Annotated in this window: 28 protein-coding genes and 2 pseudogenes; 6 read left to right on the top strand and 24 right to left on the bottom strand. The window is 59.7% G+C overall.

The features are described from left to right. Position 1: 1 nt before the first annotated feature. The 3 genes from ACOJCM_RS10470 to ACOJCM_RS10460 form a co-directional block, all read right to left on the bottom strand. Positions 2 to 721 carry a hypothetical protein gene (locus ACOJCM_RS10470; RefSeq protein ID WP_445211994.1) on the bottom strand — a complete coding sequence of 240 codons (720 nt, stop codon included), beginning with the start codon at positions 719 to 721 and terminating at the stop codon, positions 2 to 4. Positions 722 to 826: 105 nt separating this feature from the next. Then, positions 827 to 1,408 (bottom strand): hypothetical protein, encoded by a 582-nt coding sequence (locus ACOJCM_RS10465; RefSeq protein ID WP_445211993.1) that lies wholly within the window; start codon positions 1,406 to 1,408, stop codon positions 827 to 829. An 88-nt stretch (positions 1,409 to 1,496) separates the two neighbouring features. Beyond that, positions 1,497 to 2,423: a hypothetical protein gene (locus tag ACOJCM_RS10460; RefSeq protein WP_445211992.1), complete on the bottom strand. Its 927-nt coding sequence runs from the start codon at positions 2,421 to 2,423 to the stop codon at positions 1,497 to 1,499. 537 nt (positions 2,424 to 2,960) lie between these two features. Between ACOJCM_RS10460 and ACOJCM_RS10455 the strand changes: the two genes are divergently transcribed. Both ACOJCM_RS10455 and ACOJCM_RS10450 read left to right on the top strand, forming a co-directional pair. Continuing rightward, the gene (locus ACOJCM_RS10455; protein WP_445211991.1) at positions 2,961 to 3,212 is read left to right on the top strand and encodes a site-specific integrase; all 252 of its coding nucleotides are present in this window, start codon (positions 2,961 to 2,963) and stop codon (positions 3,210 to 3,212) included. A gap of 15 nt (positions 3,213 to 3,227) precedes the next feature. Further along, positions 3,228 to 3,926 (top strand): annotated as a pseudogene (locus ACOJCM_RS10450) (integron integrase); the annotation flags it as partial. A 207-nt stretch (positions 3,927 to 4,133) separates the two neighbouring features. On the opposite strand, the gene ACOJCM_RS10445 reads toward ACOJCM_RS10450, so the two are convergent. The 5 genes from ACOJCM_RS10445 to ACOJCM_RS10425 form a co-directional block, all read right to left on the bottom strand. Beyond that, positions 4,134 to 4,844, bottom strand: coding sequence for an NERD domain-containing protein (locus tag ACOJCM_RS10445; RefSeq protein ID WP_445211990.1), 711 nt, complete (start codon positions 4,842 to 4,844; stop codon positions 4,134 to 4,136). 234 nt (positions 4,845 to 5,078) lie between these two features. Continuing rightward, positions 5,079 to 5,537: a GNAT family N-acetyltransferase gene (locus ACOJCM_RS10440; RefSeq protein WP_445211989.1), complete on the bottom strand. Its 459-nt coding sequence runs from the start codon at positions 5,535 to 5,537 to the stop codon at positions 5,079 to 5,081. Between the two features lie 142 nt (positions 5,538 to 5,679). After that, positions 5,680 to 5,973 (bottom strand): cupin domain-containing protein, encoded by a 294-nt coding sequence (locus tag ACOJCM_RS10435; protein WP_445211988.1) that lies wholly within the window; start codon positions 5,971 to 5,973, stop codon positions 5,680 to 5,682. 31 nt (positions 5,974 to 6,004) lie between these two features. Further along, the gene (locus tag ACOJCM_RS10430; protein ID WP_445211987.1) at positions 6,005 to 6,301 is read right to left on the bottom strand and encodes a hypothetical protein; all 297 of its coding nucleotides are present in this window, start codon (positions 6,299 to 6,301) and stop codon (positions 6,005 to 6,007) included. A 47-nt stretch (positions 6,302 to 6,348) separates the two neighbouring features. Continuing rightward, positions 6,349 to 6,855 carry a DUF6622 family protein gene (locus tag ACOJCM_RS10425; protein ID WP_445211986.1) on the bottom strand — a complete coding sequence of 169 codons (507 nt, stop codon included), beginning with the start codon at positions 6,853 to 6,855 and terminating at the stop codon, positions 6,349 to 6,351. Positions 6,856 to 7,085: 230 nt separating this feature from the next. Between ACOJCM_RS10425 and ACOJCM_RS10420 the strand changes: the two genes are divergently transcribed. Both ACOJCM_RS10420 and ACOJCM_RS10415 read left to right on the top strand, forming a co-directional pair. Further along, entirely contained in the window at positions 7,086 to 7,523 is a 438-nt protein-coding gene (locus ACOJCM_RS10420; protein WP_445211985.1) for a nuclear transport factor 2 family protein, read from the top strand. A 395-nt stretch (positions 7,524 to 7,918) separates the two neighbouring features. After that, a complete protein-coding gene (locus tag ACOJCM_RS10415) occupies positions 7,919 to 8,125 on the top strand; it encodes a hypothetical protein (protein ID WP_445211984.1) in 207 nt (68 codons plus the stop codon). A 20-nt stretch (positions 8,126 to 8,145) separates the two neighbouring features. Here ACOJCM_RS10415 and ACOJCM_RS10410 read toward each other — a convergent pair whose 3' ends face one another. The 8 genes and pseudogenes from ACOJCM_RS10410 to ACOJCM_RS10375 all read right to left on the bottom strand — a co-directional run bounded on the left by ACOJCM_RS10410 (position 8,146) and on the right by ACOJCM_RS10375 (position 12,874). After that, the gene (locus ACOJCM_RS10410) at positions 8,146 to 8,694 is read right to left on the bottom strand and encodes a dihydrofolate reductase family protein (protein WP_445211983.1); all 549 of its coding nucleotides are present in this window, start codon (positions 8,692 to 8,694) and stop codon (positions 8,146 to 8,148) included. 47 nt (positions 8,695 to 8,741) lie between these two features. Continuing rightward, on the bottom strand, positions 8,742 to 9,329 hold the full coding sequence (locus ACOJCM_RS10405) for a YdeI/OmpD-associated family protein (RefSeq protein WP_445211982.1): 588 nt from the start codon (positions 9,327 to 9,329) through the stop codon (positions 8,742 to 8,744). A gap of 93 nt (positions 9,330 to 9,422) precedes the next feature. Beyond that, positions 9,423 to 9,827, bottom strand: coding sequence for a GFA family protein (locus tag ACOJCM_RS10400; protein WP_445211981.1), 405 nt, complete (start codon positions 9,825 to 9,827; stop codon positions 9,423 to 9,425). Positions 9,828 to 9,845: 18 nt separating this feature from the next. Then, a pseudogene (locus tag ACOJCM_RS10395) lies at positions 9,846 to 9,971 on the bottom strand (glutathione transferase); the annotation flags it as partial. Further along, positions 9,970 to 10,539: a sugar O-acetyltransferase gene (locus ACOJCM_RS10390; RefSeq protein WP_445211980.1), complete on the bottom strand. Its 570-nt coding sequence runs from the start codon at positions 10,537 to 10,539 to the stop codon at positions 9,970 to 9,972. The gene ACOJCM_RS10390 and the pseudogene ACOJCM_RS10395, both read right to left, overlap by 2 nt. 19 nt (positions 10,540 to 10,558) lie before the next feature. Further along, positions 10,559 to 11,269: an LrgB family protein gene (locus ACOJCM_RS10385; RefSeq protein WP_445211979.1), complete on the bottom strand. Its 711-nt coding sequence runs from the start codon at positions 11,267 to 11,269 to the stop codon at positions 10,559 to 10,561. Beyond that, entirely contained in the window at positions 11,266 to 11,643 is a 378-nt protein-coding gene (locus ACOJCM_RS10380; RefSeq protein WP_445211978.1) for a CidA/LrgA family protein, read from the bottom strand. Before ACOJCM_RS10380 ends, ACOJCM_RS10385 begins: the two co-directional genes overlap by 4 nt. A 226-nt stretch (positions 11,644 to 11,869) precedes the next feature. Then, positions 11,870 to 12,874 (bottom strand): nucleoside recognition domain-containing protein, encoded by a 1,005-nt coding sequence (locus tag ACOJCM_RS10375; protein WP_445211977.1) that lies wholly within the window; start codon positions 12,872 to 12,874, stop codon positions 11,870 to 11,872. Positions 12,875 to 13,051: 177 nt separating this feature from the next. Here ACOJCM_RS10375 and ACOJCM_RS10370 point away from each other — a divergent pair, with 177 nt between their 5' ends. Further along, on the top strand, positions 13,052 to 13,642 hold the full coding sequence (locus ACOJCM_RS10370) for a YqaA family protein (protein ID WP_445211976.1): 591 nt from the start codon (positions 13,052 to 13,054) through the stop codon (positions 13,640 to 13,642). Between the two features lie 6 nt (positions 13,643 to 13,648). On the opposite strand, the gene ACOJCM_RS10365 is transcribed toward ACOJCM_RS10370, so the two are convergent. The 4 genes from ACOJCM_RS10365 to ACOJCM_RS10350 form a co-directional block, all read right to left on the bottom strand. Continuing rightward, positions 13,649 to 14,059 (bottom strand): VOC family protein, encoded by a 411-nt coding sequence (locus ACOJCM_RS10365; protein ID WP_445211975.1) that lies wholly within the window; start codon positions 14,057 to 14,059, stop codon positions 13,649 to 13,651. A gap of 52 nt (positions 14,060 to 14,111) precedes the next feature. Next, entirely contained in the window at positions 14,112 to 14,651 is a 540-nt protein-coding gene (locus tag ACOJCM_RS10360) for a GNAT family N-acetyltransferase (RefSeq protein ID WP_445211974.1), read from the bottom strand. Between the two features lie 15 nt (positions 14,652 to 14,666). After that, positions 14,667 to 15,167 carry an AAC(3)-I family aminoglycoside N-acetyltransferase gene (locus ACOJCM_RS10355; RefSeq protein ID WP_445212075.1) on the bottom strand — a complete coding sequence of 167 codons (501 nt, stop codon included), beginning with the start codon at positions 15,165 to 15,167 and terminating at the stop codon, positions 14,667 to 14,669. Between the two features lie 233 nt (positions 15,168 to 15,400). Continuing rightward, the gene (locus tag ACOJCM_RS10350; protein ID WP_445211973.1) at positions 15,401 to 16,069 is read right to left on the bottom strand and encodes a hypothetical protein; all 669 of its coding nucleotides are present in this window, start codon (positions 16,067 to 16,069) and stop codon (positions 15,401 to 15,403) included. A 375-nt stretch (positions 16,070 to 16,444) separates the two neighbouring features. On the opposite strand from ACOJCM_RS10350, the gene ACOJCM_RS10345 reads away from it, so the two are divergent. Beyond that, positions 16,445 to 17,857 (top strand): PhoH family protein, encoded by a 1,413-nt coding sequence (locus tag ACOJCM_RS10345; protein WP_445211972.1) that lies wholly within the window; start codon positions 16,445 to 16,447, stop codon positions 17,855 to 17,857. A gap of 77 nt (positions 17,858 to 17,934) precedes the next feature. Here the strand turns inward: ACOJCM_RS10345 and ACOJCM_RS10340 are convergent, their stop codons facing one another. The 4 genes from ACOJCM_RS10340 to ACOJCM_RS10325 are packed head-to-tail and all read right to left on the bottom strand — an operon-like array spanning position 17,935 to position 23,385. Then, entirely contained in the window at positions 17,935 to 19,731 is a 1,797-nt protein-coding gene (locus ACOJCM_RS10340; RefSeq protein WP_445211971.1) for a complex I subunit 5 family protein, read from the bottom strand. Beyond that, positions 19,728 to 21,233: a proton-conducting transporter transmembrane domain-containing protein gene (locus tag ACOJCM_RS10335; protein WP_445211970.1), complete on the bottom strand. Its 1,506-nt coding sequence runs from the start codon at positions 21,231 to 21,233 to the stop codon at positions 19,728 to 19,730. The genes ACOJCM_RS10340 and ACOJCM_RS10335 overlap by 4 nt, the downstream gene beginning before the upstream one ends. Continuing rightward, entirely contained in the window at positions 21,230 to 22,720 is a 1,491-nt protein-coding gene (locus ACOJCM_RS10330; RefSeq protein WP_445211969.1) for a complex I subunit 5 family protein, read from the bottom strand. The genes ACOJCM_RS10335 and ACOJCM_RS10330 overlap by 4 nt, the downstream gene beginning before the upstream one ends. Then, complete coding sequence (locus tag ACOJCM_RS10325; protein ID WP_445211968.1) at positions 22,717 to 23,385, bottom strand: NADH-quinone oxidoreductase subunit K; 669 nt, start codon at positions 23,383 to 23,385, stop codon at positions 22,717 to 22,719. Before ACOJCM_RS10325 ends, ACOJCM_RS10330 begins: the two co-directional genes overlap by 4 nt. Between the last annotated feature and the right edge of the window lie 10 nt (positions 23,386 to 23,395).

Here is a 23,395-nt window from a genome sequence, read left to right as displayed (position 1 = left end):
GTTATTCCTTTGGTGAAATCAACTGTTCTCTAAGTGCCTTAAAAAGCTTCTCATAGACTTCGGCATTATCAGTCTCTGGCAAATGAAGCTGAATGTTTATAGCAATTTGTGGAACATTTCTCGGAATAGGTGGAATTATTGACTCAATATTACTTTCTTGACTAGATTGCTGCCCGCTTGCCTGTTGCTGCTCAGGAACCGGCTCTTTTGTTGTTTCGACCACGAGGGCATCTTTCGGAGTTGCCACGGATAGCTTTCCATCCCGTTCTTCAAGGAGCTTCGCAGTCACTAGAACATCGACAACGCACCGAGCCCCCGTTTTATTACCAGCATTATTCTTCTGACCTGAGACATACAACACATGATCGGAGAAATCTTTTTCAGACATACCGCCTTTAATACGAACCGTAGTGACGAGACCAGAAACGGTCTCATTAGTTTTAATTGCCTCAGCCCAATATTGCTCAATGTCTGATGCTTGCTTGTGATCGAGTGCCCTTCCCAAGCGTCTACCTAGCTCAGTGGGCGATTTCTTCATCCCACCAGTGATGAGGCCTACATCATTCAAGAATTTGTTGTTGCGGCTGATACTAGTCTTATGTAGACCTGTCAGTTTTGCCAGCGCATCAAGCGAAGCGTTGTCGGGGGCATGGCTGTATCCCTTTATTATCTTCTGCACTTCTTCAAATGAAGACCCTGGGAGATTGAATTCTGAACTCATACCTTTGTTCCTTTTATGGAATTTATTGTAATGCCCTAACGCTTGGCACAGCAGACGTTTTGGAGCGACGCAGGAGCGGAAAAACGTTCCGACTGCTGCCACTTGTTATGGCAAAAGCGCCCTGATGTACGCATAGATATCCACCCCTTTCTTCAAAAGACTCCATTGATCCCGTTGATTCTTATGCATACTCATTGCTGCAAATAGACCCTCAGGATTCTTGAGGTTCTCTTCTCTAACCTGCGCCAAAGAATCGCATGAAAATCGAAGCTGCTCCCTTAACGAAGTAAATGCACATTCTTGGGTCGAATCATCGAGCTTAAGCTCTATCTTTAGGTATTTATTGTCTACTTGTGTGAAAAGCAAAAGGATTGGCAGTTTGGCGGTATCCTTTAGCTCGAAGGCTTCGATAAGTTTCTTGTTTTCCGCAGGCTCCTTCCAAATTTTAACCATCATTCCCATAGTGCCTTTAGGGAAAGATGGCCATTCATAGTGCCCCCTGCGCGGCCTCACAGAAAATACACAAAATCTATCGCCTGTAAGCTCATGTAGAGATAGCCAATAGTCGTCATCCCGCAATACCTTTTTTATGTTCGGATGCTCATCTGTATATAAGATCACGCCAAAGAAATCGGCTACACCATCCCTTGACCTATATTCTTCTACTAGCGAATTAAAGCTATCCAACTTAACTCTCTCTTGTCATAACGCTTTGGCTTTGCGGCGCACCGGAGCGCTAGCGAAGGTGCGTCCGATAACAACCACTTGCTAGATTTCAATTTTCTAATATCTCGCATTCTTCATGCCCCCACATTTTCCAAATATGAGAGTAGTAACAAGCTTGTTTTTCCTTTGCCCTTTTCCATGGTGCTTTCAGACAATGTTGGTTCACTGTGTAACCATTCTTCTCATTTTTACAATATTCGTAAAGGCGACAAGCCTGTCCTCTTCCTTCTAGCATCTCAGAAATGGACGCAATTGCAGGATACATCAGGTGCGTATGCGAGTTTTCTGAGCCTGATTGAACCCACACTTGATTATGTTTATTAATTGAAGGTGGAAATCCTACTTCACTAATGATAGAAAAGAATCTATTTCTCGCACTACCGTCAGTGCTTTCGAACAATATAGACGATATGGATTGACCATTTTTTCTGATGTCAACCCCCGCTCCAACTGCTCTAGAGCCCCAACGCTCATTACAAAATGGCTCAGCTGTAAAAAGGTCATTAAGCTGATCTTGAGCTTCTCGACCAACATGTTCAAAGTGCTCGATAGACGTCTGTCCCTCATATGAAAATCTCTCCATCACGAACTTATAGTAGTCGTTAGGAGCAATGTACCTCGCTCTTTCCGAATTTAATTTTTTTGCAGCCTCAACGAATATCTCAGCAGGATTGAGGAACATCAGGGAAGCTTCACAAATTTCCAAAACTGCGAGTGCGCCCACTTCGATATCCGGACATAGATGGTCTACGACTAGTTGGGCTGAATCGTAAGGGAAGCTTTTTATCTGCGTCTTCCCATAAATTTCGCATTCAATAATGTGAGCCATGCTTTCCAGTATCGCAATGGAACCAAAATGGAAGGTTTGGCTGCCCCCATACTCAATTTCTGTATAGAAAATTGGGTCTACCACATGCTCAACGTACTCACGGTGCTCCGAGAGCGAGGTAATCACAACGCTATCATTGTGCGTCATGTACTTGTCTGCACCGTCTCCCGCATAGATTGAAAACAGATCAGAATTTGCATTAACCGAATCAGACCGTTGACTCGCCATAACAGGCACAGTCAAAGATCTGGAACTGCGTACTAACTTACTGAAACATTTCAGTTGATCGACGTATCTGCAGATATTTGCCAATCCATAGGTAGTACTTACATCCTGCAAGAAGTGCACTAACTCATGAACAAGTGTCCTTTCATGAGGAGCATTGACCAGTTCATTGATTGGCTGATCAGTATCCACGTACAACCAAAAGGCTGCGGGTATGTAATATCCGTTGCATTGATAAACTTTCATTGAAATCTAACAGTGAGTGGACTGCGCGTCCTGATATTGGAAAAAACTACGTGCGCGTTCAACAATGTTATCCAGCACGTTCTTGCTCCCCTAACCTATTGAACTTGCAGTAACTTAAGCATAGCTCGGCCACCTATGCAGAATTCGCGAGCTTGCGCGTTTTGCCGGAGCCAAAAATACTGTATGCATACCCATATCATGAGGGAGCTGCATATGGATACGCACAACAGACCGCCAAAGCTGATGGACCGGGTGAAGGCTACCATGTGCCTAAAGCGGTACAGTCCACGCACCGAGAAAACCTACGGCTACAGGATACGCTACTTCATTCGCTTCCATGGCGTGCGGCATCCTGCCAGCATGGGAAGCTCCGAGGTACGTGCCTTCCTGGAACACCTTGCGGTGGAACGCCATGTAGCAGCCGCCACGCAGAACCAAGCGCTGAATGCTATCGTATTCCTCTAGCGCCATGTCCTCGAGCAGCCCTTGGGAGACATCGGTGAATTCTCTTGCGCCAAGCGCCCACGTCGACTGCCAGTGGTGCTAGCACACGAGGAAGTGAAGCGCGTGCTGAGCCAACTGTCTGGTTCCATGTATCTGATGGATACATTGATGTACGGCTCAGGGCTGCGGCTCATCGAAACATGCCGCCTACTTGTCAGAGATATCGACTTCGAACGTCAGATTATTACGGTGAGAGCTGGCAAAGGTGACAAAGACAGAACCACCCTGCTCCCTGCGCCCAGCTTTCCCTACTTGCAGCATCAAATCTCCACGGCCAAACAGCAACTTGAATATCGCGTTGATCATGGCAGCGTACCGGTGACGCTAACCCATGCGCTGGATCGCAAGTACCCCAATGCGGGCATCTCCTTGGCTTGGCAGTGGCTCTTTCCTGCCACCCGTCCCTGCTGCGATATGGATGGCAAGGTGGTACTCCACCACATCCACCCATCGGCAGTGCAAAGAGCCGTCAGACATGCCATGCGAGCAGCATCGTTGCCACGCCCCGGCTCCTGCCACACCCTACGACACAGCTTCGCCACTCAGTTGCTGAGCCAGGGAACCGATATCCGCACCGTTCTGGAATTGCTGGGGCACAAGAGTGTGGAAACCACACAAATCTATACGCATGTACTGGGCAAGGGCTTTGCCGGCGTGCGCAGCCCTCTCGAATAAGGGAACATCGAGGCGTTCAGGCACGCTACCGCCAGAGGATGCCGCTGATCAGCCCCCTTCCCTGGCGATCACAGACCGCCGGCATGTCTTCATCGGATGGCGTTGAAATCCGATTTTGAGCCGCTTATTTAATTTGGCTTGCTATACGAGTCATCAGCTTGCGTAGTCGAATCTTGAGCAAAAACCGCGCGATGCAGGTACCCCGCCCTACACCACATCCTGCACCTCCCGGCACTTGGGATAGGTCGCGCAGCCCCAGAATCGGTTGCCGGCGTTCGCGCCGCGTTTGGATGTGCGCAGTACCATGCTGCTTCCGCACTTCGGGCAGGTTCGCTCGGAGCCGGACTCGAAGCGGGCTCTGAGCTGCTTGACGTGCTGGCGGTGCGTTTCCCGATTAGGCGCAAGCCGGCCGGTTTCGATTCTTTCCAGCGCTTCCTGAACCTGAAAGTCGTTCAGCACAGGCTCACGGAATGACTTGATGTAGCGCACGTAGCCGCCACCGATGGTGACGTTATCCGGCATCCGGGTCTTGAACACGGCGCTGCCCGAGAAGACCACCACGGAGTGAATGGCTTCCAGGGGTACGTCGAGCAGGGCTTCCAGCGCTTTCAGGTGCTTATAGTTCTGGCGCAGCGGGTTCTGGAACTTGAAGGTCTTACGGTAGAGCTTCTGGGTCCACTGGGCTTGCTTCTCGCTGCCGAAGATCCAGCCAGCCATGTGCTTGGTTTCGATGACGAAGATGCCGTAGCGGGAGACCAGTATGTGGTCGATCTGGGTGGTGCCATCGGGCGTGACAAGCGTGACGTTGTGGACGCTGCGGTACTCCTCCGCCGGCAGCCGCAGCCTGGCGATCAGCTTGACGTAGGCTTCGCCGATCAGTCCCTTGAACCAGCGAGACTTGAGAAGGCCAAGCAGCATGGCGATGAGAAACACCCACCCTAGCGGCTTTGCGGCGTCAAAGAAGAACGAGTAAACCAAGATCTCATCTCGCTACAGGATTCGGTACGAAGCATTTGCGTCTAACGGCTTAGCCCAACGCTAACCCCTGAAGCCGTGTAAATCTACGTAACGAGCCTGGATTTTGACCTTGGTCGTGTGATTGCCGTTATCGTCTTACAGTTTGTAAGTAATGACTTACGTGATAGCGTTCTTTTACGGCTCCTGCTTCCACTGGTACATGATGAAATCGCTCGGCCCTTCCGTATAGCGGTCATAGAAGGCACGGCCCCGCTCATTGAAGTGCTGGGTGATCCATCGAATGGTCGGCCATCCTCGGGCTTCGGCGAGTTCCCTCAGGGCCGCGAACAGCGCATCGGCCGCGCCGCTGCCTCGCGCCTCGGGGTCGACAAACATGTCATCGAGAAAGCCGACCTCGCACCCGCCCAGCGGCCTGGGGCAGGCGCGCACATGAACGAACCCCACCGCTTTGCCGCCCTCCTCCCTGGCCAGGAGGCCATCGAGCACATGGTCGGGGTCCAGCAGCCAGCTCCAGACGGTATCGGCCGTGGTGTCGTGCATCGGTACGCCATAGAACTCGGCATAGCCGTCGAACAGTTTTCGCCATTCGGCCTTGTCGCTCTCGGTCACGAAGCCCGTCTGGAAGGTCGCCATGGTTTTTCCTTTCTTGTTGTTGGGGGCAATAGCTCGCCGGCGTTCAGTGCTCAGCAAAGCGATACGTTACTTCGCTGAAACTATCAGTGGGGAAGGTAAACAGGAAGCGCAGCGGTGTGTGCCCGGTATTGATCGTCTCGTGTCAGGCCAGCGGCGGAATGAAAATGGACTGCCCCGCGTACAATCGGTGGGAAGCGCTCTCGATCACGATACGCCCTTCACCGCTCAGCACATGGTAAGTCTCGGCAGGGTCGTGCTGATGCAGGGGCAAGGCGCCGTGAGGGGCGATCTCGGCCAGGCCCATGCTCATCACCCCCGTGGGCGTCCTCTCGGCAGAAAAGATGAGCTTCCACCGCACCTTGGTGCAGGCGGCAAACTCAGGGTCGTCCCACGTTTCCCACGCTAGATCGCTGACATCGACACTTGAAGGCTTCACGGCACCACCCGCTCATGAACACGTGGCGTTCTCAGGAAGGTAGATGAGTCGAGACGACTTGTCCGGCATGATGCGCCGGAAAGCACTCGCGCTTGACCGGCTCGGGGAATCCCAACGTGCGCGCTGCAGGCAGTAGCGTTCCGTCCACGAAGCTGTCGAAGTCTTCTGAAGTGCGCCAGACGTCCATGATGCGCCATCCACCGGTAACGGGACCGCATGCGTGGTAGAGAATACCCGCTGGTGTGCCTTTCGATGCCAGTTTCACCCCGAGCGCCTCATAGGATTGCTCGGTAACACCGGTGAACTCGAGTAGTGTGACGACTGACATACCGTGCTCCGTAATGTTTAGCCATGAACGCTCAATGATTGACTCTGTCAGGCACGCTCTAATCGATTAACCTGGGAAGCCCGCCAGATCACCAGCGCGCGACCCAGGAACACGCCGCTGAACAGCCCGTAGAACAGGCTGACCGTGGCCGTGAACATCGACGTATCGGCCATGGGGAGCTGACGGGCGCGAATGACTTCCACGGTGTACTTGGCGAAGAAGATGGCCAGCATGATAACGAGCGGCTGCCAGCTACCAGGCAGGTGGAAAGTCTGTTGCGCGGGAGAGTAGCGCACCCCTCTGGGAACCATCAGCTTGAGATGAAGCAGTACCGAGCAGGCAACGCCGAGCGCCCAGAGGGCCAGACCGGCGGGATCGGTGCCGAAAGCGGAAACGACACCATAGAGAGCCAATAGGATAAAGACTGCCGGAAGGATGGCGATACTGTGTCGGCTGGCGGTGCGGTCTTTACTCTGCCGGTAGCCGGTGACCAACAGAACGATAAAGAGCAGGAATACCCAACGCGGGGTGTTTCTTATTATCTCGATCAGCATGGCCGCTTCCCTGGCGTTAGTTTTCGCTCCAGCTTAGCGTGTCTACACCAAGCCCTCCAGTCAGTGCTTACTTACCTGCCGTGGGTTGCGGTAGCGCCGCTTGGCACAAGCTCGGAGAACGAGGGGGTGATGTGAGAGTGTTGTCCGCAATTTGGAGGCAATAAACGGATAGTCACCCCTCGGCGAGGCCCGTATTTTATTATCGTCAGTCATCCACGTCCGAGGGCGCTATGAAAATCAGCCAAGAAGAAACGCTTTCCACTATGCAAATGCTCGAAAGAATGTTTCAAGTGGAGATGGCTTTTATGGAATCGGAGCCAAAAGACTTTCGCCTATTAGCGGATGCTTTCCATCCCGATGTTGTTGTCCACGAGCCGACATCACTCCCGTACTCAGGCGACTGGAAAGGTTTGCAAGGTATCGCCGAGTTGATCCAGCAAATGAGCAATGTATTTAGCAACTTTTCGGTGGAGGACCTGAGTTGTGCCGGTTCCCCAACCAAGCTGTATGTCTCTTGCACTTTGCATATGAGAGCCCGAGCGAGTGGGATATCAATCACTCAGCCATTTTCAGAAATACTGAGATTTGATAACGGGTTATTGATTGAAGGTACGCCCTTCTATTTCGATACGGCGGAAATCGATACCATTCTGAATAAGCGCCCCTGAGGGTGGAAGCCGGGTGCTCGGAAGAGAAGCGCTCTTGTCTGGGAGAGGCAAGCCCTTCCCGTCAGTGCTTATTTACTTGGCTTACGCTGCTGGATACCAACCACATGACAGGCAAAGACCACGGCGTGGCCCCACGGCCTCTGTGCCCTTCCAAGGCCCCGCAATAAAATGCTCAAGATTGGTAAGGGCAAGCCGATAAACTTTATACCAGGCCAAATGCAACTTAATGCTACCAAATACACGCTTAGCTTATCTGAGCGGCGGCAATACCAGCAATGCCTAATGGATGCAGAGGCGCTTTGGCACCATGAAGCCTGCCGAGCCAACGTGATTAAAGCCGAGCGCAAGCGCGCTGTGGAGAATCATAGCGTTGATGCGCCAGTGGAGGTGACACCATGAACTGGACCAAACTCCCTGACAACTGGTGGTGCAACGAGTTCGGCGACCAGATCCACCGCTACGAGATCCTGGACGACGAGGATCGATGCCTGACCGAGTACCACCTCCACCGTGCAGGGGAGCGTCTGCCTTGGAGTGGCAAAACCCACACGCTGGCCGAAGCTCAGCGTCAACTGGAGCACAGCCGGGCGCTGAAGACTTGAGGATCAGCGTTTACCCTGGTTCACGGCACCCGGTAGCACAGCTCCGCGAAGCCCGTGCCCACCTGCCGAACGGAGACCAGCTCCAGCGGCGGGTTGGTGATGCGGCGTGGAAGCAGTGGCTTTCCGCTGCCCAGAGTGACCGAGCCCACTTGCACAAGAATTTCATCCAGCAAGCCGGCATCATGGAATTGGCCGGCCAGATCGCCACCACCAACGATCCAGATATTCTTTCCGCCTGCCGCTTTCTCCATCTCAACATGAATGGGCGCGACGCTGCCCTGCACGAAGCGGATGTCCTCGCCTTCGATGCCCGGCAGCTTACGGGTCGAAAATACCCAGGCGGGCTGTGTGTACGGCCATGCCGAGCCGGTTTCCTCGGCGACTTTTTCGGAATGGCGCAGCATCCATTCATAGGTGTTGGTGCCCATGGCCAGCGCCCCAACCTCTGCAAAGAAGGCGGAGTAGCTCGTATCGTTGATGTCTCCCAGTGAAAAGAGCCAGTCCAGGGAGTCATCCTCGGTAGCGATAAAGCCGTCGAGGCTCGTGGCCGTGTAGTATTGCGTCTTCATTTCGCCTGTTCCTCCAGTCGGCACTTACTCACCCGGCACCCCAGCCATTACCGGTCATGCATGCCTTTACCAGCCAGTATTTTCGGTATGCACTTCTCGATTCTTGATGCTCGGGTGCTGGACTGCTTGGCGCCGGAAAAGTAAAGTACGTACCCGCGTTGCCGCCCGGGTGTAAGCGCTTCGAAAGCGGCTTTCAAGGAATGGTTTCCCTCCAGCATAACCTGTAGTTCTTCCGGGTATTCCAGCTCATGCTTTTCCGCGAACTCCACCTTTGAGCCGGCTTTCTCCAGCTCTATGGCTTCTTGAATATAAGCATTTATCGTGCTTTCACCCTCATCGATTTCTCGCGCCTGGGTAAAGCGAATCTGGCGCATCGCTTGTGAGTGTTCTCCCGGTGCGACGAGGATTCGCTGGGTATCCTTCAGCAGGCTTCCTTTGAAAAATCCAATGGCACAATAGGCTTTCATTCCGAAGATCAGAGCGACGTTGTTATTCTGAAACGAATAGCAAAGCTTTCCCCACTTGACGTCTTCGCTCAAATCGCAATCAAGCAGTATGGCTCGCAGTTTCTGTCTTTCTGCCTGCCACTCAGCCTTGTTCAAGAGCACTTCGACTTTTGGATTTGTTGTTTTCATTGCCTTTCTTCTCTTGGTCCTAAATGAGCGCCCCACCCAGTCAGTGCTTACTTACCCAGCAGACCTTACCTGGCGTAGTTATTGAAAACTACATCACTTATTGGCTGGGTGATTCACACCATCCCTTAGGGGTATGTTGGATAATTTCAATGGATTGATTCCCTCCAGACACGCCACGTTGAAGCCATACTGGGCCGGATTGGATCTGCGCTGATGGTGGGTATAGATGCCACAGTTTCCACAGAAATAGTGCTTGGCCGTCTTCGTATTGAATTGATAAAGCCTGAGATGATCTTGCCCGCGAACGACCGTGATGCCTTCCAGAGGTACTGAAGCGACTATCGCGCCTCGCCGCCTACACAGGGAACAGTCGCAACGCCGTAAATCGACGAGCCCCTCGGGCAGGTCGAGATCGAGTACGACCGAACCACAGTGACAGGTGGCCCTGTGTTTCTTCTCGATCGGAACGCCATCGACGGCTCTAACGTTAAGCGACATGACCTCCTCCCAAGGCTCCTATCTACACCACTCCAACCCTTCATAGGGTCTTTCTCTCAATTCCGCCAGTCGGCTTTCGAGGTCGCCGGAATGAAGCTCGAGCTTGTGGCCGTCCGGATCGAGAAAGTACAGGGATTTACCTTCAACGAGATGCTTCATTTTCGATTGGGCGTATCACCTGGCAGGGATTGCCGGCGGCGAATACATCCTCGGGTATGTCCTTGGTGACGACGCTGCCGGCGCCGATGACCGAGCGGGCACCGATGCGCACACCGGGGCAGAGAATCGCCCCGCCACCAATCCAGACGTCGTCGCCGATGGTGATGGGCTTGGCGGCTTCCAGGCCGCTGCGGCGCTGCTCGGCGTCGAGCGGGTGGGTGGCGGTATACACCTGCACGCCGGGGCCGAACAGCACGTGGTTGCCGATAGTGACCTGGGCCACGTCGAGTATCACGCAGTTGAAGTTCATGAAGACCCGCTCGCCCAACATGATGTTGCCGCCGTAGTCGCAATGGAAAGGTGGCTCGATGAAGGTGCCCTTGCCCATGGCACCGAACAGCTCGCCAAGCAACCGTTTGCGCTCCTGGCCCTGGTCGTCGCTCGAGTCGTTGAAGGCTTTCGTCAGGAGACGGGCACGTCGCCGTTCGCTTAGCAACTGGGAGTCGCGCGGGTCGTAGAGCTCGCCGGCCAGCATCTTTTCCTTTTCTGTCACGTTCCCTCCTGAAATGCGTTCAGCCAACGAACAACCGCCACGCCAGCGGCAGGAAAAGCGCCGTGAACACGCCCGTCAGGCTCATGCCGAGCGAGGCGAAGGCGCCGGCCGTGGGGCCGAGTTCAAAGGCGCGCACGATGCCGATGGCGTGGCCGTTCACGCCCAGGGCGAAGCCGAGGATGCGCCTGTCGCTGACCTTGAGCAGGCGGGCCAGCAGCGAGACGAAGATGGTCGTCAGCACACCGGTAATGAGCAGCCCGCCCAGCATCAGCGAGAGCGAGCCGCCAATCTGCTCCAGGATGCCCATGGCCAGGGGTGCAGTAACCGACTTCGGCGCCAGCGAGGCCAGTACCATGGGGGGCGCGCCCAGCAGCCAGGCGATGAGCACGGCATAGAATGCCGCCAGCGCGGCGGCAAGCGGCAGGCAACACAGGATGGGCTTCCACAGGGCAAAGATGTGTTGCCGCTGTTGATAGAGCGGCACCGCCAATGCCACCGTGGCGGGGCCCAGCAATAGCGTCAGCCAGGCCACGTTACGCTGGTAGTCGGGGTAGTCGAAGCGCAGCAGCCACAGGCTTGCTGCTGTCAGCACGGCACCGATCAGCACCGCCGGACACCAGCTTGGCCGGCCCATGCGCTCGAAGAGATAAATGCCGCCAAGATAGGCCGACAAGGTCAGCGCGATGGCAAGTATCGGTGTCTCGATCAGCGAAGCGTGCAGCTCGCTCATGGCCGGTTCTCCCGCTCGTCGGCGTTGGCGGCGTCTTCGGGCATGAAGCGTCGCATCAGCCACAGCGTGGTCAGCACGCTGAGGAAGGTGCCCACGCCAAGCGCGACCATGATCGCGATCCAATGGCCCTCGAACTCGTCCACCACGAAGAACACGCCCACTACCCCGGGCATGATCAGCATGGCGAGCAGCGGGATCAACGCCTGGCTCGCCGTGGCCACGTTTTCGTTCAGGCGCCGCTTCACCAACAGCCAGGCCAGCAGCAACAACAGCCCCGCCATGGCATGGGATACCGGCAGCGATAGCAGCTCGACGACGATCTGGCCGAGCAGTTGGAACCCCAGCAGCCAAAGAAAACCACGCAGCAGCTTCATGCCATCTCCGCCAAGCAACGATCAGTGAAAATCCTGCTGCCACGTGCCGAAAGGCAGCGAAGCCATTAACGGCATCGCCAATAAGGTTAACACGCTATCGTTCCAGCGTGAGCGGGCCGTCAGCGGACGGTTTGCGCCTTCACCAAACGTATCGTTCGAGAGCCGACCCCGTAAGCGCTCACCTACCTGCCGGCCCCCACGGCATGGGCAAGCAGCATGAAAAAACTCATGCGTCGGCATGAGGCTTGCTCTGCGGTACCGCGCTGGTGGCGAACAGCCAGACCGGTAACTGGGCCTGCTTCAACCACGGCAGCCTCGCCAGCAGGGCAATGAGCGCCAGCGCAAAGCCGAGCCGCGCCCACAGCAGGCCGGAGAGATCCGCCCCGATCAGCAGGATCAGCAGCGTGTCTTCAATCAGGCTATGGCAGAGCCCGAGAAAGCAGAGCGTCAGCACGATGTCCCGTGGCGTCAGACTTCCCGAGCGGGCCTCGCGCAGCAGCAGGCCGGCACCGAAGGTAAGCCCCAGGGTGATACCGATCACGGTGATGTTGGCACCTGCCGGGCCGATGCCCAGCAGCCGCAACAGCGGGTAAAGCAGTTTGTGAATCAGCCGTTCGATGCCCAGCCAGCGCAGCAATCTCAGGAAGGCCATCAGCGCCAGGATGACCACGAAGATGGTCGCGAGCGTGGTGGCTTGGTCCTGAAGCCAGGTCGCCAGCGTCGCATCCCGCGGCGTCGGCCGCCATACCACATGGTTGGCGTGTTGCAGCCAGTCGCCCAGCGAATAGCTAAGGTGCAGCAGCCAGCCCAGCAGCCAGGCACCGCCCACGCGAAGCAGCAGCGTCAGCCACCAGGGCACGCCGGCCATGCGCGCCACCGCCCCTTCTATCGGCAGTGAGTGACCCACGGCCATCAAGGCGCCCAGTACCGTGACCTGGGCCACGGTCAATGGCGTGTCCCGCGTGACTTCGAAAAAGATGACCAGGCCGGTATAAATGTTGGTCAACAGCGTGGCGGCCCACACCACACTCAGCGGCTCGGGCAGGCCCAGCGGCGACATCAGCGGCGAGAGCCAATGGCCGAGTTGCTCGGTCATGCCCAGCATCTCCAGCGCCTTCACGACCAGCAGCGCCGGCACCATCACCTTGAGTAGAGTCAGGTAGACCGCCCAGGACTCGAGGAGCAGTTGCCGCGCCGTCTCGAGAAGGCGGGCTGGAAATCGATATGTCATGTATGCCGTGTTCCGTCGTTATGCAGCCAATCGCCTACTTTACTCGTGTCCGGCTCATGGCGCTGGCGTCCATGCGCGAGAATCCGATTCGAGTTTCATCCGGCCATCGTTCGGCCCGAGTGAGGCAAACCAACTAAGCTCTGGTTACCACCACCTGCAAGGATGCCCCTGTCGCCAATGACTCGACGTCATTTGACCTTCGCCAAGGACTGGCTCGACCGCTTGAACCATTCGCGTCATGCCCTGACATTGCTGTTCGCGCTGTCGATGCTGGAAACCCTGCTGATCCCGATTCCCATCGAGGTCATCCTGATCCCGTGGATGCTCTGCCATCCCGAGCGCAAGTGGACGATCGCCGCCGTGGCGCTGGCCGGCAACCTGACCGCCGCCACCCTGGGCTACCTTCTCGGCGCTTTCGTCATGGAGCAGTGGGGAGAACCCTTGATCAGCTTCTTCGGTGATCAGGACAGCTACGAGGCGTTTCGCTCGCGACTGCAGGAAGAGGGGTTCATGGCGGTGCTGACTATCGGCTTGGTGCCCCTGCCATTCCAGATTGCCATGCTGGGCGCCGGGGCGAGCGGCTACCCTTACCCCCTATTCATGCTCGCGGCGCTGCTCGGCCGGGGTGTCCGCTACTTCGGCCTGGCGATACTGGTGGCTGTTACCGGCAATATCGCGCTGAGCCTGTGGCAGCGCCATTCCCGTGCCCTGGGTGTGCTGGGCCTGGCGCTGTTCGGGCTATGGGTGTGGTACGAAGTCGCGGGCTGAAAGCGCTTAATCGTCGCTCGGCCCGACCCAGGCGAAGGGGTTATGAGCCACTTCCCAGAGATAGCCATCCGGGTCGGCGAAGTAACCTGAATAGCCTCCCCAGAAGACCTTCTGCCCGGGCTTGACCAACTTGGCCCCGGCCGCGACCGCCTGCTCCAGGAGCTCGTCGACTTCAGCCTCGGAAGCCAGGTTGTGCGCCAGGGCGACGCCGGTGAAGCCGCTGCCCTCGGGGGAAACGCCCGCGTCCTCTGCCAATGCCTCACGGCCGTAGAGCCCCAGCCAGGTACCGTTGAGGGTAAAGAAGGCCACTTCCGGAGGCGACTCCATCCTGGGCAGGCCCAGCCCCTCTTCGTAGAAGCGAATCGACGCCGCAAGGTCGCGGACGCCGAGCGTGATCATGCTGATCCTTGGTTTCATGAGACTTCTCCAGGTAGCGCGGCTGGCAGCGTCGGCGTTTGATACGGGCCAGTCAGTCTACGCTGGCCATGGCGCCTTGCTGCCACTGCGCACGGCTCATGCGATACAGGCGCACCGGTCGCTTCTGAAACTCCAGTGACTCGAAGCGAACGAATCCCACCTTTTCCGCCACCCGTAGTGACGCCTCATGCTCCGGCTCGACAATCACGACGACCGAATCGAAGCGTCTTTCCATGAAGGCATGGGCCAATACGGCGGTGGCAGCCTCGGTCGCCAGCCCTTGCCCCCAGTGATGCCGGGCGAGCCGGTAGCCCAGGTTCAGCTCCGTGACCCCATTGACCCTCTCGGGGGACACACCGCAGAAACCCATGAATTCGCCGCTGTCCCTGTCCACCAGCGCCAACGGCCCCGTGCGATGCTTGATGTAGCAGTCATAACACCAGTCGAGAAAAATGCGGGTCGCCATTTCATCGCAGACCCCACGCAACGAATGGCGCATCACTTCCGGATCGGCGAGTAGCTCGGTCAGCGCCGGTAGATCGCCGGTCGCCATCGGGCGCAAGCGTAGGCGCGGCGTTTCCAGTTCAAACATCTTCGCTCCCTGACGTCATTTATCCGTGGGGTCGGCGCTGACCGACACCTCACTCAGCGGCACGGCGAAATCGAAGTGCAATACGTCCTCTCGAGCGCCGAGCTTGGAGTAGAGCTCGATCGCCGGCGCATCACCCAGATCCGCCTGTACGTAAATCACATAGGCACCGCGCTGAGCTGCCATAGTCTTCAATCGCTCGATCAGCGCCGTGGCAATCCCTCTGCGGCGATACGCTTGTGCCACAGCAAGATCGTAGATATAGATCTCGCTTCGCTCCTGCTCAAATTTCTGCAGCTCGTAGGCGGCAAGACCTCCCACTACATCATCGCCACGGCAAGCTGCCAGTGCGATGAAAGTATCGCTTCCCAGCAGGCGTTCCAGATAGGCGCACCCGGGTCGAGCCGCACCGTAAGTTTCCGGTTCGTTGAATGCCTCGCCGAACAGGGTCGACATGGCCTGCAGCAGGCCCGCATCACCGGTCGTCAGCGGCTTGATCTCGAATGTCGCTCTCTTCATCACTGATTCCGAAATGTCAGCAATTGTAAATGTAGCCCGTTGCCCCGAGCTGTGGCCAGAAAACATCGCCGCCGAGGGCCATAAAAAAGCCGATGCACGTAAAGTGCCCGGCTTTATATGCGTGATGTCTCGTGCCACTAGACCTCGGCCCGCTCCGGCTCGGTTGCTGACCGGCTAGTTACCGTACTTCCGGAGGGGACAACGACCGTTTCCAATACGGCGCAATATGAAGTTCAAACCCTGCGAGTTGCAGTCTCTTTCATCAACGAATGCTGTCTGAGAAGCTCGAACTCCTCTTCACTGACGGCATTGCGCTCGGCATCGAGAATGTGTCCGCCGATGGCAGCGATCGCCTGGGTGATCTGGATAAGCGTCTCGGGGTTGCGCGCCACGCTGCGCTTGCTGACGAAGTGGATCAGGATGGAGACGCCCTGCACGATGGGCTGGTCATCGCCCTCATGCAGGGGCGGCAGTGTGCCGGGCGGTGACGAGTTGGCGATGGTGAGCTTGTAACCGGCGAGAGGATCGCGAATGGTATAGACACCAAGCTTGGCATCGTATTGAGCGTTGTGTTCCTTCAGCAGGCGGGCGAGGCGACGGTTGGTGTCGAGCCCCGGCCAGTCGAGGATGACGAACAGGCACTGCTTGATATCCTTGCCCGAGGCGACCTGGAAGCGATGCATCGGCTCAGGCCGGGCACCGGCATCCGGCACGGGAACCGCCTCCGGCACCTCCACCTGCGCTGCCTCTACCTGGGTAATCTCTGCCACGCGGCGCGTTGCCAGGGGGGCTTCCTCCAGCTCGCTGCGAGCGCTACGGCCCTTGACGAAGGCTACCAGGCACACCAGCGCCAACAGCAGCGCGATACCCGCTACGATCAGTACCCCTACGACCGGATCCATCCTGCGCACCTCACCTGCATGGTCCACGAGGCTCGCCCGCGCCGACATCACGCGTTTCATTCTGGCAAAAGCCGTGCAGCCATTGTTATTTTCGAGAAGAGTACGCCGTTACGCTGCGGTTTGCTTAACGGCCTCTCAACGTTGGCCGCGTTACGCCAGCGTGCAGCCGATGAGGGTGTCAGCCCGATCGCAAGCGTTGCGTTGAAGCATTCGAATGGCAGCGCGCGCGGGGAGACACCATGCTAGGAGTAACAACCGCCACAGAGGAGCCCCGCCATCCTAAGTGACACTGGCCGCCAGTAAGCCGGACTGTCATGCATGGAATGATATGAAGGCCAGTGTTGTTGGTGCCGTCAACTCAGGAGCGCTGCCCCGATGGTACGACTCGACAAGAAAGCCAAGCGGCTTTATGTACTGGATACCAACGTCCTGCTGCATGACCCCGCTGCCCTGTATCAGTTCGAGGAGCATGAAGTGGTCATCCCCATGACCGTGCTCGAGGAACTCGACAAGCTCAAGAACGGCCTGCGCGAGATCGCTCGCACCGCCCGCCAGGTCAGCCGTACCCTCTCCGACCTGACCAACCAGGTCACCTTCGATGAAATTCAGCGAGGCATACCGATCCCCCGCGCCGGCGGCACAACGCTCGGCAAACTCCGGTTCCTCTGCTACCCGGAACTCAAGCCGCTAGAACACCTCGAGGAGAGCCCTGACAACATTCTGCTGGCGGAAACCTGCCGGCTACGCGACGAACGCCCGGATGCCTCGGTCGTGCTCGTCAGCAAGGACATCAACCTCCGGGTCAAGGCCGCCGCCTTGCACGTGCCGGTGGAGGATTACCTGACCGACCGTGCCTTCAGCGACAGCGACGTCATGCTCGAGGGGGTACGCATCTATCCTGATGCGGAGAGCGGCAGCGGCCCCTGGGGCCGGATGGAGGTCAACGTCGATGTGGAGCGGGTCGACGGCCACACTTTCTACCGGCTGGAGGGCCAAATCCCCAACGACTGGCACCTGGGGATGCTGGTATCCGACAGCGAGAACGGTGCCAGCTTCGAGGCCATCGTTCGCGAGCTGAGCCCCAGCCACGCGCGCCTGCAGTTATTGACCAATTACCGCCACAAGGAGGGCGTCTGGGGCGTTCACGCCCACGACAGTCGCCAGAACTTCGCCCTCAACCTGCTGATGGACGACGACATCGACCTGGTCACCATCGCCGGCAGCGCCGGGACCGGCAAGACCTACATGACGCTGGCGGCAGCTTTTCAGCAGACCCTGGACACCAAGCGCTTCGAGCGCATCGTATTCACTCGGGCACCGATCTCGATGAGCGAGGATATCGGCTTTCTGCCCGGCACCGAAGAGGAAAAGATGTCGCCGTGGATGGGGGCATTCCACGACAACATGGACAACCTGCTGCGCGACGAACACGACGGCAGCACCAGCTGGAGCCAGGATGCCACGCGCACCCTGATCGGCTCCCGCGTGCAGATCCGCGCCCCCGGCTTCATGCGCGGGCGTACGCTCAACGACACCTTCCTGATCATCGACGAGGCGCAGAACTTCACGCCCAAGCAGCTCAAGACCCTGCTCACCCGGGCCGGGCGCAACACCAAGATCGTCTGCCTGGGCAACGTCGGCCAGATCGACACGCCCTACCTCACCGCCAACACCTGCGGCATGGCGGCGGTGGTGCAGCGTTTCAGCAATTGGCCCCACGCCGGCCACGTGACGCTGCGCAGCGTAGAACGTTCGCGCCTGGCGCTGGCGGGAGAGGAACTGATGTAATCTGAGGGAGAAGGGCCCGGCCGCCGCCGGGCCCACGCTTCGACCGGCCGGCGCAAGCCAGGCTTCGTTCGGAAAGCCTAGCCCAGCCAGAACCCCAGCAGCAGCAGCAGTGCCACGCCTACCATCAGCGGCACGGCCAGATGGGTGAAGACGCGCTCGTAGAGGGTCAGGTCGTCGAGCCAGGCGGTCGTGCGGCGTTCGCGTCGAACCAGGCCCGTCCGCAGCCTCTGCCCGTTGGCGGCCAGCAAGGCGCCCGCACTCGACAGCCCCGTCGCCAGCCCTCGTGCCACCGCCGCGTACACCCACCAGAGGTCCCCAGGGGGCACACGCGAGGCCAGCGGCGCCTCCCTCCTGCCGGCCTTGGTCATCAGCAGCACCAGGCCGGCCAGGATCAGACCCAGCCCTGCGGGCCAGAGCAGCCCAGGCAGCTCCTTCATCGGCGGCCACGGCACACGGGGCTCGCCGATGGGCAGCCATAGCGGCACCGCCGCCGCAGAAATAACGCAAAACAGCCAGGCCAGAAACATCGGTGAGCGCAGGGAGGTGGTGGATTCGCCACGCCCGCGCCACTGGCGCCACAGTGCGCGGGCCACCAGCAGGGTACTGCCGACTGCCGCCAGGCTGAGCCAGGTCACCAGCGTGGAGTGGCTACCTTCGTATAGCACCTCTTTCATGAACCCCTTGGCGACCAGCCCCGAGGCCAGCGCCCCGCCCAGCGAGAGCGCCGGTAGCACCAGCAGCGTCGCGATCAGCCATGCCGGCAGCCGCGGCGGATGCTCGCTGATCCCCACGCCGAGGAACAGGGCCCCCTTGGTCATGCCATGGTGGCCGGCAAACAGCGTGATCGGCGCCAGCAATGCCGGCCACAGCGCCGGCGACACCAGCCCCACGCCCACCAGGCTGGCCAGCATACCCAGCTGGCTGACGCTGGAATAGGCCAGCACCGCCTTGGGGTGACGCTGGGCCACCCCCAGCAGGGCCGCCAGGAAGGCCCCCGCCAGCCCTGTCACGATGATGGCCTCGCCGAGCCGGGCCAGGCCCGCCTCGGCACTCCCCAGCGGCAGGGTGTAGAGCCAGCCCAGCACGCCGGCCTTGACCATGGCTCCGCTCAGCACGGCGCTGGCAGGCGTGGGCGCCACCGGATGCGCCAACGGCAGCCAGACATGGAGGCCGATCACGCCCGCCTTGATGCCGAAACCCAGCCAGAGCAGGGTCGCCATCCATAGTCCCTGCTCCGCCTCGGCGATGGCGGCTCGCAGTTCGGTCAGGGTCGTTGCATCCCCGCTGCCCGCCGACCAGAGCAGGCCGGCGAGAATCAACGCCTCGCCGCAGAGCGCCATGACGATGTAGGCCAGGCCACCGAGTCTGGCATCGCGGTCGCCGCTGTGTACCACCAGGCCATAGGCGGCCAGGGTCATGGTGATGAAGCCCAGGTAGAAGCTGGGGATGTCTTCCGCCACGATCAGCAGCAGGTTACCGAACAGGGTCAACGACCACAGCTGCGTGAAACGCAGCAGGCGGCGGAAGGCATTTTCGTCCCCTGCTTCGGCGCTGCGCTGTTCGCCGGCCAGGTAGCCGCGGGCATAGCAGCCGGACAGGAACCACAGCAAGGCAATGAACAACAGCCAGGGCCGGCGCATCGCATCGAGCTGCCATAGGCCGCCCAGCATCCAGCTCTTCAGCACAAGCGTGAGTTCGCCGGGCCATAGCGCCAGGGCCAGCGCCGGCAACGGCGCCGAGAGCCACCAGGCGTCGAGCAGTGCCAAGCGCGGCCCCTGCCGGCGCAGGCCGCCCTGCTGCATGGCCAGCTTGAGCCCACCGAACAGCAGGGTCAGCAGCGGCCAGAGCAACGCCAGGAGAAGCAGCAGGCTCATGGCAGATACTCCCCGTTTGCCATGAAGGTCGCCAGGTCCAGCGGGCTGAAGGGAACGCCTGCCAGCAGGCCCACGAGAATGCTGAACAACGCCGTGGCAGCGGTAGGCAGCAGCAGCCAGGCACTGGTTTCGAAGCGCCCCAGGTTGCGTTCCTCGGGCCACTGGCCGCGGCCATGCGCGGGACCCTGGCGGAACCACAGGCGATGCAGGATGGGCAGGAAATAGGCGGCATTGAGCAGGCTGCTGGTGACCAGCACGGCGATGGCCCACGGCATGCCGGCCTGCACGGCTCCCATCCCCAGGTACCACTTGCTGATGAAGCCGGCTACCGGAGGCAAGCCGATCATGCCCAGCGCACCTACGGTAAAGGCCATGCTGGTCATCGGCATGCGCCGCCCCGCCCCGTCGAGATCCTCGATGCGGTGGATGCCGAGTTCCTCGGCATAGTTGCCGGCACAGTAGAACAGCGTGACCTTCATCAGCCCCTGGTGCATCAGGTGGGAAAGTCCCGCGATGGTGCCGAAGGGCCCGAACAGGCTGATGCCGAGAACGATGTAGGACACCTGGCTGACCGTCGAGTAGGCCAGCCGCGGCTTGAGCTCCTGCTGCGACAGGGCGCGCACCGACCCGTACAGGATGGTGACGCTGGCGATGACACTGAGCAGGGTCAACATGCCCAGCTCGTGGACGAGCGATATGCCGTAGACGTCATACACCAGCCGTACGATGCCGAACGCCCCCGCCTTGACCACCGCTACCGCATGCAGCAACGCACTGACCGGCGCGGGAGCCACCATTGCCCGCGGCAGCCAGCCGTGCAGCGGCACCAGGGCGGCCTTGACTCCCAGGCCCAGGAGCAGCACCAGGAACAGCACGGTCAGCATGGGGTGGGCCTCGGGCCCCAGGTCGGCCAACCTCTCGCGCTGGCCGAAGGCAATGTCGCCCGCCAGCGAGTGCAGCGCCACCACGCCGAGCAGCAGCACGAGGCCACCGGTCAGGGTATAGCGCAGATAGATCTTGCCCGCCTCGAGCGCCTTGTCGTGTCCGCGGTGCACCACCAGCGGATAGGTGGAAAGCGTCAGCAGCTCGTAGAACAGCAGAAAGGTGAACAGGTTGCCGGCCAGGGCGATACCCACGGTGCTGGCCACGCACAGGCTGAAGAAGCCAAAGAAGCGCTTGCGGTTGGGTGAATCCTCGAGGTAACCGATGGCATAGACCGTGGTGGCCAGCCACAGCAGCGACGAGAGCCCGGCGAACATCAGTCCCATGGCATCGACCTGGAGCAGGAAGACGACCCCCTCCACCACGGTAAAGCCGAAGGAAAAATCGCGCCCCTGGTAGATCCCGACTACCAGCAGCGCCACCAGCAGCAGCTTGAGCACCGCGGCCGACAGGTTGACCACGGCACGCGCGCGCCAGGCGCGCTCCGGCAGCAGGAAGATCAGCGGGGCCACCAGTAGCGAGGCGGCCAGGGTGAAGACCGGGAGCCAGGCCTGACTCATGGCTCCTCCCCGGCAATGCGCAACAGGGCCAAGGGCCACTCCGCTGCCAACCCCAGCAACAGCGCCGCCAGCGCCAGCGTCAAGGCGACGGCATCCATGCTCCAAGGTACGGCGCGGAATTCATACTCGGGTGCATCTTCGATGAAGGAGTAGCGGAAGATGCGAAAGACATAGGCAGCGCTCAGCAGCGTACCGATGCCGAGTACCGCGATCCACGGCCAGTGGCCGCCGGTGAGCGCGGCATTGAGCAATAGCCACTTGGCGGTGAAGCCCATGCTCGGCGGCAGCCCCACCAGGCTGATCCCCGCCATGCCGAAGCTGAGCAGGGAAAGCGGGAAGCGGCGGCTGGCGCCGGCCAGCCCTTCCACCCGGGATTCGCCGGTGGCCAGGATCAGGTTGCCGGCGGCCAGGAACATGGCCGCCTTGGCCAGGGCATGGGCGGCCAACTGCAGCCAGGTGCCCTCCCAGGCCAGCCCGGCCACGGCGGGGTCCGTGCCCACCAGCAGCGGAAAGGCCAGCAGCAGGTAGCCCAGCTGCGAGACGGTGGACCAGGCCACCACCTCCTTGAGCTTGACCGCACGCCAGGCCATCACCCCACCCCAGATCACGGCGGCGCCGGCCATGCCGCCCACTGCCCAGGCCGCGATCGTCGCCCCGGGCAACAGCAACAGCCACAGCTGCAGGGCGATGAAGAACGACGCCTTGATCACCAGGCCGGCGTGCAGCGCACTGACCGGAATCCAGGCCGAGGCATGCACCGGGGCGAGCCAGGCATGCAGGGGAAAGGCGGCGGCCTTGAGCAGCAACCCGGCACTCAGCAGGGCCATGGCGACCCACAGCAGCGCACCGGGCTCGGCGACCCGAGCCAGTCCTGCCAGGTCCAGCCTTCCCCAGCCTCCCAGCAAAAGCGCAACGCCCAGCAGGAAGGCCAGGGAGCCCACCAGCGCCAGCAGCAAATAGCGCAGGCCGGCTACCAGCGCATCGTCCTTGCCCGGTAGCAGCATCAGCCCGACGGCGGTCAACCCCATCAGTTCGAGGCCGATGTAGAGCAATAGCAGGTCGGCCGCCAGCCAGATGAGCGACAGGCTGGACGTCAGCAGGCCCAGCAGCAGCCAGAACCAGGCCTGGCCGCGCGACGTGGCACCGGCATCCTCGCGCAGGTAGCGGGGCGCGTAGAGGGCACTGGCGAAGACGACCAGGTGCGTCATAAGGAGGAGGACGAGAACCAGCCCGTTGATGCGCCAGTGCAGGCGCAGGGCCCCCAGCTCGATTTCACCGCTTGAGCCTGCCGCACCGCCATACTCGCGAAACAGCCATGCCAAGGCCAGCAGAGGAAGAAGCCCACCCGCCGCCACGCTCATGCCACGTGCCGGACGCCCCAACCCAGCGAGCGCTCCCAGCAACAGCGGCAGACCGAGCACGCCCCATGCCGCCATCATGCCCTCGGCCGGAACCGCCAGCGATGGCAGCCCGAAATGCTCGATCATGTCGGGCGTCCGTCTTCGCCGAACGCAGCACCATGACTCGCTTGCAGCGCCTCGAGCCGCCGTATGAGCAGCGCCCCGAGTGCAGTGCCGATCAGAGCCACGACCAGTCCGGTGATGACCAGGCCATGGGCCGCAGGCTGCGCCCGAGACGCTGCCAGGGACATGAGCAAGAGAAAGATGCCCGTACCGATGACGTTGAAGGCCAGCAAGCGCCGCAACAGATGGCGATGCAGGGCAAAGGCCCATAGCCCAAGCACGAGAAGCCCCAGACCAGCCGGACGTAGCGAATCGGCGTTAGCTTCATCGAGTGCCGCCAGGGCGATGCCCAGCATGGCGAGGACCGCCAGCGAAGGGAGCAAACGCTCCAGAGCAAGCTGCCAGGTCAAGGGAACCGGATCGTGCCAATGCGCAAAAAAGCCGCGTGGTTTCCTGACGCTGGGCGTTACCCCCAGAGCATGAAACAGGAAGGCGCCGGTGAGCATGGCCCCCAGCACCAGCTCGATCAGTGCCAGCCAGAGGAAGTCCATCCACCACCAGGCGAACGCCACCGACAGCGCAAAAAGCACGAACCACGTGCAGGCGCGTAACAGGTGACGGCTGAAAAGAGCCAGCGCGCCCAGCAGCAGGAGCACAGCGGCCAGCAATGTCTCCTCGAGAGGCGGCATCGCAACCGCG

This window comes from Billgrantia hypersalina, assembly GCF_052584175.1.
This window is presented reverse-complemented; position numbering and strand designations above follow the sequence as displayed.